The organism is Rhodoferax potami (assembly GCF_032193805.1).
Classification (GTDB): domain Bacteria; phylum Pseudomonadota; class Gammaproteobacteria; order Burkholderiales; family Burkholderiaceae_C; genus Allorhodoferax; species Allorhodoferax potami_A.
On record NZ_JAVBIK010000001.1, the window covers coordinates 1,576,671 to 1,589,584 of the forward strand.

Below are 12,914 nucleotides of genomic sequence, written 5' to 3' on the forward strand. Positions count from 1 at the left end.
TTGTGGGTCAGGCGCTTAGCCCGCCAGCCCCGCGGCGTGGTGCCGCACATGGTCTTCGATAAAGGTGCTGATGAAGTAGTACCCGTGGTCGTAGCCCGCATGACGGCGCAGGGTGAGCGGCTGCCCGGCTTGGGCACACGCGGCCTCGAGGGCCTGCGGGTACAGCTGCTCGTCCAAAAACTTGTCTGCCAGCCCCTGGTCCACCAGAATGCCGCCGGGGTACGGCGCAGCGCTTTGAGCCGCCATCAGGGCGCTGGCGTCGTGCGCAGCCCACAGGCTCTCGTCCGGCCCCAAATACCCGGTAAACGCCTTTTTGCCCCAGGGGCACTGGGTGGGGGCGCAAATCGGCGCCAACGCCGACAAGGTTTTGAACATGCCGGGGTGGCGTTGCGCCAGGGTCAGGGCGCCGTGGCCACCCATGGAGTGCCCGCTTATGCCCATGCGTGCGGCATCGACCGGTAACTCCCGGGTGATCTGCGGCAACAGCTCGTCGATCAAATAACTTTCCATGCGCCAGTGGCCACTCCAGGGGGCCTGGGTGGCATCAAGGTAGAAGCCTGCGCCCACGCCAAAGTCCCAATGCTCAGCCTCGCCCGCCAGCCCCGCACCACGCGGGCTGGTGTCAGGGGTGATCAGTGCCAGGCCCAACTCGGCAGCCACCCGCTGGGCACCGGCCTTGAAGGCAAAGGTTTCTTCGGTGCAGGTCAGCCCCGCCAGAAACACCAGCGCAGGCACCGGCCCCGCCGATGCTTGGGGTGGCAGGTACACGCCGAAACGCATCGGCAGCCCGATTTCTGTCGAGGCGTGCTTGTAAAAGCGCTGCACGCCGCCGAAGCACGCGTGCTCGCTCAGCAGTTCAAAGTGGGGGTTTTGCATTGTTTGCTATCAAAAGAGGAGCTGCCTGCGCAATCATTACCTGCGCCAGCAGCACTTTTCATCAATAAATGACGACGCCGCGGATCGACTCGCCGCGCTTCATCAAATCGAAGCCCTTGTTGATGTCTTCCAGCGGCATGGTGTGGGTGATCAGGCTGTCGATGTTGATCTTGCCTTCCATGTACCAGTCCACGATCTTGGGCACATCGGTGCGGCCGCGTGCGCCACCGAAGGCAGAGCCCTTCCATTCCCGGCCGGTGACCAGCTGGAAGGGGCGGGTAGAAATTTCGGCACCGGCCTCGGCCACGCCGATGATGATGCTCTGGCCCCAACCTTTATGGGTGCACTCCAGCGCCTGGCGCATGACCTTGGTGTTGCCGATGCACTCGAAGCTGTAGTCCGCGCCGCCATCGGTCAATTGAACGATAGCGTCCACGATGTTGCCGCCAGCGGCTTCGATGTCTTTCGGGTTCAGGAAGTGGGTCATGCCGAAGCTGCGGGCCATGGCCTCGCGCTCGGGGTTCAGGTCCACGCCGATGATCTTGTCCGCGCCCACCATCTTCAGGCCTTGGATCACGTTCAGGCCGATACCGCCCAAGCCAAACACCACCGCGTTGGCGCCGGCTTCCACCTTGGCCGTGAAGATCACTGCGCCAATACCGGTGGTCACGCCGCAGCCGATGTAGCAAACCTTGTCAAAAGGCGCGTCGTCACGGATTTTGGCCAAGCTGATTTCAGGCGCCACGGTGTAGTTGCTGAAGGTGCTGGTGCCCATGTAGTGAAAGATGGGGTCGCCATTCAGGCTGAAGCGGCTGGTGGCGTCGGGCATGAGCCCTTTACCCTGGGTGCCGCGGATCAGCTGGCACAAATTAGTTTTGCGAGACAGGCAGAACTTGCACTGGCGGCACTCGGGGGTGTAGAGCGGAATGACGTGGTCGCCCTTTTTGAGGCTGGTCACGCCCGGGCCCACGTCCACCACAATGCCGGCGCCTTCATGGCCCAGGATCGCGGGGAAGATGCCTTCAGGGTCGGCACCGCTCAGGGTGTAGTAGTCGGTGTGGCAGATGCCGGTGGCCTTGATTTCGACGAGCACTTCGCCGAACTTGGGGCCTTGCAAGTCCACGGTTTCAATGGTGAGGGGTTGGCCTGCTTTCCAGGCGACGGCGGCACGTGTTTTCATTCGGAGCTCCCTAGGGTGGTTTCTGGAGATGCATCAGGGGACGCATCGGTAATGGTGGATTCTGGAGTGACAGCGCTGGCTTGAGCAGCAGCCCGCGGCCGGCCTTCCGCCGGCACGAGCTCTTGCAGGATGGCGCCGAACACACTGGCGCCATCGCGGCCTTTCACCTCGATGCGGATGGTGTCGCCGAACTTCATGTACTCCGTGGTGGGCCTGCCGTCTTGCAGGGTTTCCATGGCGCGCTTTTCGGCGATACAGCTGTAGCCGTTGGGCCAGTCTGTGCGGTTCTTGCGCGCCACCCCTTTGTTGCTGACGGTGCCCGAACCGATGATGCTGCCGGCCCGCAGACGCCGGGTTTTGGCCGCGTGCGCAATGAGCTGGCCGAAGTGGAAATGCATGTCGGACCCGGCCTCGCAGAGCCCGACTTTGCGGCCGTTCCATATGCACTGCACCGGCAGGTGCACGCGGCCGCGGGCCCAGGCGTCGCCCAACTCGTCGGGGGTGACCATGACGGGCGCAAATGCGGTCGCGGGTTTGCTCTGCACAAATCCGAAGCCTTTGGCTAGCTCATCGGGCACCAGGTTGCGCAGGGTCACATCGTTGACCAGCGCGATCAGGCGGACTGCATCCAAGGCACGGTCTGAGGCGCAGCCCATGGGCACATCGCCGGTCACCACGGCGAGCTCGGCCTCGAAGTCCGCGCCCCAGGCCTCGCTGGCGCACACGATATCGGCATGCGGGCCCGCCAAGTCGTCGCTACCGCCTTGGTACATCAAGGGGTCGGTCTGTGCGCTCTCGGGCATCTCCGCGCCCCGGGCTTTGCGCACCAACTCCACATGGTTCAGATAAGCAGATCCATCAAGCCATTGGTAGGCCCGTGGCAAAGGCGCCATGCACTGGGCCGGGTCAAAGGCGAACGCGTGACGCGCCCGCCCTTGGTTGAGCTGGGTGTAGACCTCCTCCAAAGCCGGGGCAAGGTAATTCCAGTCATCCAGCACCTGCTGCAATCGATTGGCAATGTGGGTGGCGTAATGGGCCTGACTCAGGTCCCGCGAGACCACGACCAATTGGCCGTCACGGGTACCGTCCTGGTAGGTGGCGAGTTTCATGCGCGCATTTTCGCTGGGTTTGCAAAGCCCGCGCACACTTGTGTCTACCGTACACTGCCGCGCAACGTTCTACACACCATGATGGCCACCGATTACGCCACCTCAGCGCCTTTGCGCCGACGCCCTTGGCACCTCGTAGCCCTGGGGGTCTTGGTGCTGGCGTTGCACTGGAGTTTGCTGGGCGGCTTTGCGTACACCATGCCGTGGCTGGCTGAAAGCAGCGCCGTGGATTCGCCCCCTATGCTCCTGCCGTCACTGTCGACCCGGGTGATTGCAAGCCAGGCCGAACCGGACACGCCGCCACCCACTGCAGCTCCCGCCCTAGCACGCCCGCGGCCTGCATCCGCAGCCCCCCGTCACACCGACATTGGCGTGGCCGTCAACAGTGATACCGCCAGCAGTGCCAGCGCAACGCCTGCAAGCGACAACCCGGCCACTACGCCGCCCGAAGACTCGCCAAGTGAACAGGTCGACACCGCGGCACCATCCAGCGAGCCGGCAAGTCTGGACAAAGCCGCAGACAGCGCCGCTGAAAGCCCTGCTGCCCTCCCCACCGCGCCCGCCAAGAGCACCGAGCGGCCTTTGCGCTTTGCATTTCCACCGCCAATGCAACTCAACTACGACGTGAGCGGACTGACCGACGGCCAACAAAACGTGGTGAGCGCAACGATTGCATGGCGACACGACGGCGCCGCCTACCAGGCCAGCCTGAATGTCACCAAATTCATGCTGAGCTTGCGGCAATGGAACAGCAAAGGCGCGTTAACCGTCGCCGGCCTGGCACCTGCGCGGTTTGGCGAAAAAGGCTTGCGTCGCGCAGAAGTCGCGTCGCATTTTGTGCGCGAAGAAGGCCGTGTGATTTTTAGCGCCAACTCTGCGCCCGCCCCCCTGCTACCGGGGGCACAAGACCACATGAGTGTGTTCATGCAACTGGCGAGCATGTGGGCCGGTGAGCCCAACCGGTTCGGCGCTGGCGATTCGCTGTCGTTCCAGTCCATAGGCCCGAGGCAAGCGGAAACCTGGACTTTTGTGGTGTCTGCGGAAGATCGCATCAGCGTCCCGGGCGGCAATATGCAAGCCATCAAGCTCACGCGCGAGCCCACGGGGGAGTACAGCACCAAAGCAGAAATCTGGCTGGCACCCCAACTGGCTTATATGCCTGCCCACATCAGACTGTCCGAACCCAACGGCAACGTGCTCGACATGGTCTGGACCGGCAGCCAACCCCTTTAAATAAACACACTACCTGTGCCTCCTGATTCATTCGCTACCACAACAAGACGCGCCCTACTGGCGCTCGCAGCCGCATGGGCCAGCCCCTCCTGGGCCCAAACCAGCCTTGTAGAGGTAGCACCGGCTTCTGCCGCGCTGTACCAGCCGCCACCATCGGCTCGCATCGCCTATGACGTGGATGGGCTCATAGGCGGATCGTCTTACAGCGGCAACGCGGAGTTGGTGTGGACGCGGGATAGCAAAAACTATCAAACGCAGTTGCTGATCCGCAAATTCGGACTCACGCTCCAGGCGTGGACCAGTGCGGGCAGGCTCACCGCACGCGGGTTGGAGCCCGAGACTTTCAGCAGCCAAAAAATAGGCCAAGCCGAGATATTTGCCTACTTCGAGCGGGATGCAAACCGGATCCGCTTTAGCGCCGGTACTCCGAATGCCCCTTTGCAGCGCGGTGCCCAAGACCAACTCAGTGTGTTCATGCAACTGGCCAGCCTGTTGGGCGGAGCCGGTACATCTGCGACCTCGGGAAAAGCCGTCAGCATGCAAGCGATCGGCGACCGGTACGCCGAGCAATGGAGCTTTCACCCGTCCGCGCCTGAGACGGTAAAGCTGCCAAGCGGGACGCTTCAGGCCGTCAAGTTCACCCATGAACCCACGGCAGAGCGCAAGCAGCGCCTGGAGCTCTGGTACGCGCCCACCCCACACTATGTGCCGGTGCGGATACGCATTACCGAAGCCAACGGGGATTACCTTGATTTAGTGGGGGCAAATACCCAATTCCGCTGAGGTTCGCACGCGGGCGCGTTTTTGCTGCTACTCTTGAATCGGTGCAGATGGCATCCATTTACGGTTCATCTCTCAGGTAACACCTATGCAAACGCTCTACGACTCCGATTCTTTCTCCGTCACCCACATGCTCGCCAATGGCGAGGCCGAGGGTCAGGCACCGGAAAAAACCGAGCGCTACCCCTTGGGCGTACCGAGCCTGGCGCGCCATGGCTTCGAAATTGTGGACAAACGCTCCAACAAGGAGGTGTACCTGGACGGCTCTTGGGCCGAACTCTTCCAGCAGCACATCATGGCCTGGCAAGTCAACACGCCCACCCAAGAGGAAGTGGAAGACACCCTGGAGCAATACGCCGAGCTAGCGCAAACGCCCGTGCAGATTCACTGACTCGGGACATTGCCGGCGGCTCTGCCCCGGTTGCGCGGAACTGCGACAATCGGGGGATGAGCCAGACCTATATTCTTACGTTTTCCTGCCCCGACCGCTTGGGGCTTGTCCATGCTGTTTCGGGTTTTTTGCTGGAACGCGGTGGCAACATTGAAGAAGCAGCCCAGTACAACGACCACGACACCGGCCTGTTTTTCATGCGGGTGCAGTTCAGTTGCGACTCGCTCAGCGCTGAAGAGTTAAAAGCCCAGATCGGCACCTTGGGACAAACCTTGCAGCTGCAATGGAGCCTGCACACCCAAGCACAGCCGGTGCGCACCGTCATCATGGTCAGCAAGGAAGGGCATTGCCTGAACGACTTGCTGTTCCGCAGGAAGAGCGGCCTGCTGCCACTAGACATCCGGGCCATCGTGTCTAACCACCGCGAGTTTTATCAACTCGCTGCCAGCTACAACGTGCCCTTCCACCACATCCCGGTGACTGCTGCGACCAAAGAGCAGGCCGAGGCAAAGCAGCTCGAGATCATCGAGGCAGAAGGCGCTGAACTGGTGGTGTTGGCCCGTTACATGCAGATCCTGAGCGACAACATGTGCCAACAACTCAATGGCCGTGCCATCAATATCCACCACAGCTTTTTGCCCAGCTTCAAGGGTGCCAAGCCGTATTACCAAGCCCATGACCGAGGTGTGAAACTGATCGGTGCAACCGCCCACTACGTGACGGCAGACCTGGACGAAGGCCCGATCATTGAGCAAGATGTGGCCCGCGTGGACCACAGCCGCACCGTCGAAGACCTGACCACGCTAGGCCGCGACACCGAGAGCCAAGTGTTGGCACGCGCGGTCAAGTGGCACAGCGAACACCGCGTGCTGCTCAACGGCCACAAGACAGTGATCTTCCGCTAACGACACCAGGAATAAAAAACGGCGGCCATGGGCCGCCGTTTTTGTTGGTGCCAACCAAAGGCTTAACTGCGCAAGTGGAAGCGTCCTACTAGCTGATCCAACGACTGCGCTTGCTCATCCAGCGACTGCGCTGCAGCGGCGGCCTCTTCCACCAGCGCGGCGTTTTGCTGGGTGCTGTCATCCAACTGCGCAACCGCCCGGTTGATCTCTTCAATACCGTGGTTCTGCTGCGCCGAAGCGCCTGAGATCTCGTCCATCACGGCACTGGTTTGCTGCACAGTTTCTGCCATTTCGCTGATGGTCTGGCCCGCCTTGCTGGCGAGTTCTGCGCCTTCGGTGACCTGGCGGGTGGACTCCTCGATCAGCGCATTGATTTCACGAGCTGCTTTGGCACTGCGTTCGGCCAGTGAGCGCACTTCCTGCGCAACCACCGCAAAGCCACGCCCCTGCTCGCCGGCGTGCGCCGCCTCGACCGCCGCATTGAGCGCCAGGATGTTGGTCTGAAAGGCGATTCCTTCAATCACACTGATGTTGCCGTGAATAGCCTGGGTGCTCTTGCTGATCTTCTCCATGGTGCGGATCACATCGGCCACCACTTCTCCCCCCAAGCGGGCGGAGCGGCTGGCATTGCCCGAGAGCTGTGCAGCTTCCGCAGCGCTCTCGGCATAGCGCCGGGTCAGCGATGCCATCTGCTCCACGTTGGTGCTGGTTTTTTCCAGGGAGGCGCTTTGCTGCTCGGTGCGCTGGGACAAATCGAGGTTGCCCATGGAAATCTCGCGCGAGGCATTGGCCACCTGCTTGGAGCTGTCGGCGATGTCGCGCATGGTGTCCGAGAGCTTCATCTGCATGTCGCGCAGCGAATACAGCAGACTGTCGTTGTCTTTGGGGGCCAGCCGGATTTGCATGGTCAGGTCACCATCCGCGATACGACTGGCAATGGACTTGGCATACGCCGGTTCCCCACCCAGCTGGCGGGACAAGCGTCCGGTAACCCAAGCGCTGATCACGAGCGACAACACCAGTAGCAACAGCATGATGCCGATGACCCACATTTGCGAAGACTGGTAGATCTGGCCTGCCATTTCAATCGTGGCCTTGGCCGACTGTGCGCGTTGCTCCACCAAAGTGTCGACCAGCTTTTCCAACTTGCGGGTGTCGTTGAGCAGGCGGGCGTCCTCGGTGGGTACATCGGTGCTCATCTGCACCAGATCAAGGGGCTGCTCTTTCACCAATGCAATGTAGGCACGTTGGCGTTTGGTCCAGCTGCCCATGGCATCGATCAGCTGTTGGCTGGTGGCCGTGGTTTCCTCAGAGTCAGACAGGCCTTTGATGATGTCCAAGCGCTTGGCAATATCCGCCAAACTGGTTTCGATCGCAGCGCCCAAGGTGTCCCGCTCGGCTGCCGTGGTGGCCGTGAGCAGTTGTGTCTGGGCGCGGCTGGCGCGAAGAATCAGGCTACGAGCCTCTTCCGCAGCCTGACCCGCGGCGTATTCCTGCTCGTAAATCACCTTGGTGGAGGCGTTCAAGCGTCCCATCTGGAACAGAGAGAACACCCCAATCACCACCGCGCCCAACAGCATGCTGGCAAACGCCATCCACAAAGTCGAGCGGACGGTCAAACGGTCCAGCGCAGCGATGCGCGTGCGGCGGTAAGGAACCGACTCAGGGGGCTCACTGCTTCCAACGACAGAAGCAGAAGATTCGGGTACGACGTCAGCGTTACTCATGGCAAGCCCTCTGTGGGGTTTCAAAAAACTCAGGATACTGAATTTCAGCCCCGTCCGCTCGATTAAATACCCATGCTTTCACCCAGCTGTACGGGTTTGGCGGGTGACCATTCGGGGTTGAAGTTCAGCGCATCTTTGCGAAACAGCAAAACGACGGTAGAGCCAAGCAAGAAACGGCCCATCTCATCGCCCTGCTTGAGAACCACGTTGCCCGGCTCGTAATGCCACTCCGTCACCTGCGGCAAGCGCGGGGGATTCACCACGCCATGCCAGGTGGTCGCCATGCTGCCGACCACGGTGGCACCCACCAAAGTCAATACAAACTCACCATGGGGCGAATCGAACACGCAGACCACCCGCTCGTTGCGTGCAAACAGGCCCGGCACGCCGCGGGCTGTCGTGGGGTTTACTGAAAACAGATCGCCCGGCACATAGATCATGCGGCGCAATTCACCGTCACAGGGCATGTGGATGCGGTGGTAGTCGCGCGGGCTGAGGTAGATGGTGGCGAAGGTGCCGTGGTCGAACTGAGCGGCCAACCCGGCATCACCGCCCACCAGGGCCGTGCTGCTGTAGTGGTGACCCTTGGCCTGGAATATCTGGTCCTTGTCGATCGCACCGAACTGGCTGATCGCGCCATCCACAGGGCACACAAAGGGTGCGTGTGCCAGGGGGCGGACACCGGGCTTCAACGCCCGGGTAAAAAACTCGTTGAAGGTCGGGTACGCCGCGGGGTCCGGATTGGCGGCTTCCGCCATGTTGACTTTGTATTTGCCAATGAACCAGCGAATCAGCGCCGTTGTAGCCTTACCCCCGCGCGCGCCAGCCACCAGACCGGCAAACGCCGTAAGGGCTTTTTTGGGGAGTAGGTACTGCGGGAGTACGGCGAGGGCATCAGACACAGGGCAACTCCCGAAAGAAAAAGAGGGCCATTCTACTGACGCCTCTTCTTCTCGATAGAGCGTTTCCCCCTACTTTCCCGGATCTCAGGAATCGGCGGTGAATCCGATTTTCTTGATCAAGGGCCCCCAGGTGTCGAACTCTGATTTTTGCCAGCGGGCTTGCTCTTCAGGCGTGGAGCCGCGGGGAATCAAGCCGACCAGCGCCAGGCTGTCGATGACCGATTTTTCTTTCAAGGCTGCGTTGATCGCTGTATTGGCAGCCATCACCACTGACTTCGGAGTATTTACAGGCGCGTAGAAACCGAACCACTCTTCGGTCGTCAGCTCCGGGAAGCCCTGCTCAGCGAAGGTGGGGACCTCGGGCGCGTAGGGCGAGCGGTTGGGGCCGGAGGTCGCGAGAATGCGCAATTTGCCAGCCTTGTAATTGGCTAGGTAGTCGCCGTGCGGCGTCACCATGGCTGCCACTTGACCACCCACCAGATCGGTCACGCCGGGCACCGAGCCGCGATAGGGCACATGCCGGAGGTCCACCCCGCTATTGATGCCCAGCAAAGCGCCAATGAAATGCGGTGTGGAGCCCGCACCGGGCGAACCGTAGCTCGCGTCTTTGGGGTTGGCCTTGGCCCACGCCAAGAAATCCTTCACTGTCCGGACATTGGCAGGCACCATGGGGCCCACCGCCAGGCCGTGGTGCATGATGGCCGCAATGGAGACAGGGGCAAAGTCCTTGTCGGTATAGGGCATCTTGTTGAAGATGTGCGGATAGTTCGCAAGCGCTGACACCTGCGAGAGCGCCAGCACCGAGCCATCGGCCGGCGCGCTTTTGAGGGCCTCGAGGGCAATACGACCGCCTGCGCCGGGCTTGTTTTCCACAATGCCTGCGTTTTTACTGAAGGGCGTACCCGCCCACTTTTCCGCGACCCGGCGCGCCACGGTGTCGCCGGAACTGCCCGGCGGAAAGCCGAAGTACACCTTGACTTGGTCTACCTGCGCTTGCGCAGTGAGTGGATACAGCGCGCCCAAAGCAGCGCTGCTGCCCAAGGCGTGAATGAGTTGCCTGCGAGTGAACATGGTTGTCTCCTATTTTTAATTGGCAGGTTGCACAGGGAAAGAAATGCTGCTGAGTTAGCGCGGCGCCATGCGCAGCGCGCCATCGAGCCGGATCACCTCGCCATTGAGGTGCCCATTGGTCACGATGTGGCAAGCCAGTTCAGCGAACTCTTGCGGCTTACCCAAACGGGACGGGAAAGGGATGCTGGCCGCCAGAGATTGCTGCACGGCTTCCGGCAACTCCTTCATCAAGGGGGTGGCAAACAAGCCGGGGGCTACGGTGCACACCCGAATCGCGTGCTGCGCAAGGTCTCGGGCCATGGGCAGCGTCATGCCGACCAGGCCACCCTTGGAGGCGCTGTAGGCCTGCTGGCCCACTTGCCCGTCAAACGCGGCGACCGAGGCCGTGAACATCATCACCCCGCGCTCGCCATTCTCCAGGGGGTGCAGCTTGCTACACGCCGCCGCGAACAAGCGGCTAATGTTGTAGGTGCCAATCAGGTTGATGGAGACCACGCGGGCAAAGTCTTCCAGCGGTGCTGCACTCCCGTCGCGTTGGACCACGCGCTTGGCGCTTCCGATGCCGGCCACGTTCATCAGGATGCGCGCGGCACCCAAGGCGCGCTCAGAAGCGTCTAAAGCAGCTTGCACGCTGTCAGTCTGCGTGATGTCGCAACGCAGCCCGATGGCACGGCCCTCACCGAACTCTGCCCGGATCGCGGACGCCACGGTTTCTGCTTGGGCTTCATTGATGTCCAGCACGGCGACTTTCGCGCCCAGTCTCGCCAGATCACGGGCAGTCGCTTCACCCAAACCTGATGCTGCACCGGTCACCAGTGCGGTTTGTCCTTGAATATGCATGTCTTTTTCCTGGGCTGAGGCGCACTCAGGCCGTGGGTTTGATGATGAAAGGCAGGGCGTCGTCGTGCAGCCCCCCAACCAAGGTGTGGCGATGTTTCAAGACGGCCCGTTGGTTCAGCGAGCCTTTGTCGGTGATCTCGCCCTTTTCGGCGGACGGTGGTTCCACCATCAGCAGTGCGCGGGCGATGCGGCTGGCACTGCCTGTCGCTTCGCGGGCCAGCTGGTCTACAACGGCTTCTATGCGCTGCCGCACTGGCGCACTCTGGACCACATCCGCCCAAGGCGCATCCGCTGGAAGATTCGCTACATCGCGGCAAGCGGCAGACAGGAACAGCAGCGCTCCGACTTCTTTGCGATTCAGTCCGGTAATCACCGCGTCCTGGATGTAGGGCGCGCCCGACACCACAATCTTGGCGCGCATGGGGCCCACGCTGACGAAGGTACCCGTGGAGAGCTTGAAGTCCTCCGCGATCCGGCCATCAAAGCGCAGGCCACGGTGAATATCAGACTCGGAAATCCACTTCACCGCATCGCCAGTGCAGAGGTAACCTTCCTCATCAAACGCATCCCGCGTAGCCGCATCTGAGCGCCAATAGCCCGGGGTCACGTTGGGTCCGCGGTAGCGCACCTCAGTTTTGCCATCCACATCTACCAGTTTGAGCGTCATGCCCGGCACCGGAACGCCGATGTCCCCGGACGCCACATCCGGGCTGTTGACGAACATGGCAGAGGGCGAAGACTCGGTCATGCCCAGCCCGGTGGCCATTACGATCCGCTCGCCGATGGCGGACTCCTGGATCGCGTGGAGCTTGTCCCACACAGGCTGAGACAACCCTGCACCAGAATAGAAGAAAACCTTCAAACGCGACAGCAAGGTGGTGCGCAACTGCGCATCAGACTCCATGGCCGATGCGATCATCTCGAAGCCGGTGGGCACATTGAAGTACACCGTCGGCGCGATCTCCCGCAGGTTGCGCAGCGTTTCGCCAATGAGCGCCGCAGTGGGTTTGCCGTCATCGATGTACAGCGTGCCGCCGTGTTGCAGGGTGAGCCCGAAATTGTGGTTGCCACCAAACGTGTGATTCCAGGGCAGCCAGTCCACCAACACTGGCGGCGCTTCGGCAAACACGGGCAGCGACAGGGATATCTGCTGCAGGTTGGCGCACCACATGCGCTGTGTGTTGATGACCGGCTTGGGCAGCTTGGTCGAGCCGCTGGTGAACAAGAACTTCACGATGGTGCCCGGGCCGGTGGCATGCATGGCAGCGTCCACGGCAGGCGTAGCCGTTGTGGCCAACAAGGACGCATAGGAAGTTGCTACCCGACCTTGCATCTGCCCGGCTGCAGCCACCACTTCCACATCCAGCCCGACCGTGGCGGCAACGCCCGCGCCATAGCGGCTTGCGTCCGCCACAAAGACCAGCCCCGGCGTCAGGGTGTCCATCACATGGCGCAGCTTTTCGAAGTCCTGGCTCACGGTCGCATAGGCTGAAGACACCGGGCAATAGGGCACGCCGGCATACAGGCAACCCAGCGCCATCATGGCGTGCTCGAGGCTGTTCTCGCTCAGGATGACGACTGGCCGTTCCGGGCTCAAGCCCCGGTCTAAAAGCGCCTGCCCGATGCTGCGGGCGCTTTCCAGCGCCTGGGCATAGCTGATGTGCTGCCATTCGCCGGTCGTGCCGTCCGGCAACTGCTGGCGTCGGGCCAGAAAGGTCTGGTCCGGCGTGATCTCCGCCCAATGCACCAGGTAGTCAGCGATCCGGCGGGCATAGGCACCCAATGCCAAATCAGCCTGCAGATAGCGAACGCCGGGCGCGCCGTCAGTGACGGTAATGCGGGTGACGCCGAATTTGGTCTCGCGGTAACGCGGGGTGGGGAGTTGCATGTCGCTCATGGC

General features: G+C 61.7%; 12 protein-coding genes. 4 read left to right on the forward strand and 8 right to left on the reverse strand.

The genetic code is table 11. The features are described 5' to 3' along the window. Positions 1–15 precede the first annotated feature (15 nt). From fghA to RAE19_RS07495, 3 genes are all read right to left on the reverse strand, one after another. On the reverse strand, positions 16–876 hold the full coding sequence (gene fghA, locus RAE19_RS07485; protein ID WP_313874300.1) for an S-formylglutathione hydrolase: 861 nt from the start codon (positions 874–876) through the stop codon (positions 16–18). 61 nt (positions 877–937) lie between these two features. After that, positions 938–2,056 carry an S-(hydroxymethyl)glutathione dehydrogenase/class III alcohol dehydrogenase gene (locus RAE19_RS07490; RefSeq protein ID WP_313874301.1) on the reverse strand — a complete coding sequence of 373 codons (1,119 nt, stop codon included), beginning with the start codon at positions 2,054–2,056 and terminating at the stop codon, positions 938–940. Further along, on the reverse strand, positions 2,053–3,165 hold the full coding sequence (locus RAE19_RS07495) for a fumarylacetoacetate hydrolase family protein (protein WP_313874302.1): 1,113 nt from the start codon (positions 3,163–3,165) through the stop codon (positions 2,053–2,055). Before RAE19_RS07495 ends, RAE19_RS07490 begins: the two co-directional genes overlap by 4 nt. Before the next feature lie 78 nt (positions 3,166–3,243). Here RAE19_RS07495 and RAE19_RS07500 point away from each other — a divergent pair, with 78 nt between their 5' ends. From RAE19_RS07500 to purU, 4 genes are all read left to right on the forward strand, one after another. After that, positions 3,244–4,398, forward strand: a complete 1,155-nt coding sequence (locus RAE19_RS07500; RefSeq protein ID WP_313874303.1) for a DUF3108 domain-containing protein — start codon at positions 3,244–3,246, stop codon at positions 4,396–4,398. Positions 4,399–4,413: 15 nt separating this feature from the next. Continuing rightward, positions 4,414–5,181: a DUF3108 domain-containing protein gene (locus RAE19_RS07505; RefSeq protein WP_313874304.1), complete on the forward strand. Its 768-nt coding sequence runs from the start codon at positions 4,414–4,416 to the stop codon at positions 5,179–5,181. An 85-nt stretch (positions 5,182–5,266) separates the two neighbouring features. Then, complete coding sequence (locus RAE19_RS07510; protein WP_313874305.1) at positions 5,267–5,569, forward strand: BTH_I0359 family protein; 303 nt, start codon at positions 5,267–5,269, stop codon at positions 5,567–5,569. Positions 5,570–5,625: 56 nt separating this feature from the next. Then, complete coding sequence (gene purU / locus RAE19_RS07515; RefSeq protein WP_313874306.1) at positions 5,626–6,474, forward strand: formyltetrahydrofolate deformylase; 849 nt, start codon at positions 5,626–5,628, stop codon at positions 6,472–6,474. Positions 6,475–6,536: 62 nt separating this feature from the next. Here the strand turns inward: purU and RAE19_RS07520 are convergent, their stop codons facing one another. From RAE19_RS07520 to RAE19_RS07540, 5 genes are all read right to left on the reverse strand, one after another. Then, complete coding sequence (locus RAE19_RS07520; protein WP_313874307.1) at positions 6,537–8,201, reverse strand: methyl-accepting chemotaxis protein; 1,665 nt, start codon at positions 8,199–8,201, stop codon at positions 6,537–6,539. Positions 8,202–8,263: 62 nt separating this feature from the next. Further along, positions 8,264–9,103: an archaetidylserine decarboxylase gene (gene asd / locus RAE19_RS07525; RefSeq protein ID WP_313874308.1), complete on the reverse strand. Its 840-nt coding sequence runs from the start codon at positions 9,101–9,103 to the stop codon at positions 8,264–8,266. Positions 9,104–9,187: 84 nt separating this feature from the next. Further along, positions 9,188–10,174, reverse strand: coding sequence for a Bug family tripartite tricarboxylate transporter substrate binding protein (locus RAE19_RS07530; protein ID WP_313874309.1), 987 nt, complete (start codon positions 10,172–10,174; stop codon positions 9,188–9,190). A 54-nt stretch (positions 10,175–10,228) separates the two neighbouring features. Further along, a complete protein-coding gene (locus tag RAE19_RS07535) occupies positions 10,229–11,014 on the reverse strand; it encodes an SDR family NAD(P)-dependent oxidoreductase (RefSeq protein WP_313874310.1) in 786 nt (261 codons plus the stop codon). A 25-nt stretch (positions 11,015–11,039) separates the two neighbouring features. Then, the gene (locus RAE19_RS07540; protein WP_313874311.1) at positions 11,040–12,911 is read right to left on the reverse strand and encodes a feruloyl-CoA synthase; all 1,872 of its coding nucleotides are present in this window, start codon (positions 12,909–12,911) and stop codon (positions 11,040–11,042) included. Between the last annotated feature and the right edge of the window lie 3 nt (positions 12,912–12,914).

Bases quoted from the DNA above. Each gene is read 5' to 3' on its own strand.
- fghA (WP_313874300.1), bottom strand. From the start codon at position 876: ATGCAAAACCCCCACTTTGAACTGCTGAGCGAGCACGCGTGCTTCGGC.
- RAE19_RS07490 (WP_313874301.1), bottom strand. From the start codon at position 2,056: ATGAAAACACGTGCCGCCGTCGCCTGGAAAGCAGGCCAACCCCTCACC.
- RAE19_RS07495 (WP_313874302.1), bottom strand. From the start codon at position 3,165: ATGAAACTCGCCACCTACCAGGACGGTACCCGTGACGGCCAATTGGTC.
- RAE19_RS07500 (WP_313874303.1), top strand. From the start codon at position 3,244: ATGATGGCCACCGATTACGCCACCTCAGCGCCTTTGCGCCGACGCCCT.
- RAE19_RS07510 (WP_313874305.1), top strand. From the start codon at position 5,267: ATGCAAACGCTCTACGACTCCGATTCTTTCTCCGTCACCCACATGCTC.
- purU (WP_313874306.1), top strand. From the start codon at position 5,626: ATGAGCCAGACCTATATTCTTACGTTTTCCTGCCCCGACCGCTTGGGG.
- RAE19_RS07520 (WP_313874307.1), bottom strand. From the start codon at position 8,201: ATGAGTAACGCTGACGTCGTACCCGAATCTTCTGCTTCTGTCGTTGGA.
- RAE19_RS07530 (WP_313874309.1), bottom strand. From the start codon at position 10,174: ATGTTCACTCGCAGGCAACTCATTCACGCCTTGGGCAGCAGCGCTGCT.
- RAE19_RS07535 (WP_313874310.1), bottom strand. From the start codon at position 11,014: ATGCATATTCAAGGACAAACCGCACTGGTGACCGGTGCAGCATCAGGT.
- RAE19_RS07540 (WP_313874311.1), bottom strand. From the start codon at position 12,911: ATGAGCGACATGCAACTCCCCACCCCGCGTTACCGCGAGACCAAATTC.